The following is a 1,116-nucleotide window of genomic DNA, read 5'->3' as shown; positions in this document are numbered from 1 at the left end:
GGGGCAGATTCCATTTTCAAATGCAACGAGGACAATAATGGCCATGGTTTCAGGAGGATGGAATGGCCCGCTCCTTTGTGCAGTTGAGTTTTGACGAACGTCGCGTGATCGCGCGCATGTATGAGAAGAAGATCAGCCAGGCCGAGATCGCACGCACCCTGCACCGGGATCGCTCTACGATCTGCCGGGAGCTGCGACGGAATTTCTGGCATGATCGTGAAGTTCCCATCGCTGAAGGTTATTGGCACATCACGGCGCATGGAATGGCGACGGACCGGCGCCGCAGATATCGCAAGCTGCTGCGAGACCCGCACCTGTGCGCCGCTGTCATCGATCGCCTGAAGGATGGCTGGTCACCGGAACAAATTTCCGGACGCTTGAAGCTTTCCAGCGCTTCTTCCGCACGGTTAAGCCACGAGACGATCTATCAATACATTTACTCCAAGGAAGGCCAGGATCAGCAACTGGCACGACATCTGCCCGAACGTCGCCGTAAACGACGGCCGCGATATGCACGCAAACCAAGAAGCCTTGTCTTTCCAATAGAATGCGCCATTCGAAACAGGCCTGAGACCATCAACTCTCGTAACGAATTTGGCCATTGGGAAGCGGATCTGATGATCTTTAGAAAGGAGCATGGCGCTGCGAATATCGCGACTGTCGTAGAGCGCAAAAGCCGCTACACCGTGTTGTTTCGCAACAACGACAGGCGATCGAAGCCAATCATGAGCCAGTTGATCCGCCATCTGGCGCCCCTGCCCGCGCTGGCCCGCCAGAGCCTGACATTCGATCGAGGGCTGGAGTTCGTCTCATGGCGCGAGTTGGAGCACGGCATGGGGACAGCGGCCTGGTTTTGCGATCCGCAGGCGCCTTGGCAGAAAGGGACGGTGGAGAATACCAACAAGCGCGTCCGCCGTTACCTGCCGCCGGAAACGATTGTGCTTGAAGTCAGCAGTCAGGAGATCCGCTCTCTGTGTGACCGACTGAATGACACGCCGCGCAAGTGCCTAGGGTTTCAGACGCCGAAGGAGATGTTCAGCCGGCATCTCTTGGCTTTAGAACAGTGATGCGTGTAGATTTCCGACCAGCGTTGCATTCAATCTGGAACCAGCACGG

At 56.5% G+C, this 1,116-nt stretch carries 1 protein-coding gene; it reads left to right on the top strand.

From position 1 onward, the window contains the following. The first annotated feature begins 62 nt into the window (after positions 1-62). Complete coding sequence (locus FHP24_RS28530) at positions 63-1,067, top strand: IS30 family transposase (protein WP_139679628.1); 1,005 nt, start codon at positions 63-65, stop codon at positions 1,065-1,067. Positions 1,068-1,116: the final 49 nt, after the last annotated feature.

It is taken from the genome of Aliirhizobium smilacinae, from assembly GCF_006335145.1.
Lineage (GTDB): Bacteria > Pseudomonadota > Alphaproteobacteria > Rhizobiales > Rhizobiaceae > Neorhizobium > Neorhizobium smilacinae.
The sequence above is the reverse complement of the archived record's forward strand: the minus strand, read 5'-3'. Positions and strand labels throughout refer to the sequence as shown.

Coding starts and splice junctions, on each gene's coding strand:
- FHP24_RS28530 (WP_139679628.1), top strand. CDS start 63: ATGGCCCGCTCCTTTGTGCAGTTGAGTTTTGACGAACGTCGCGTGATC.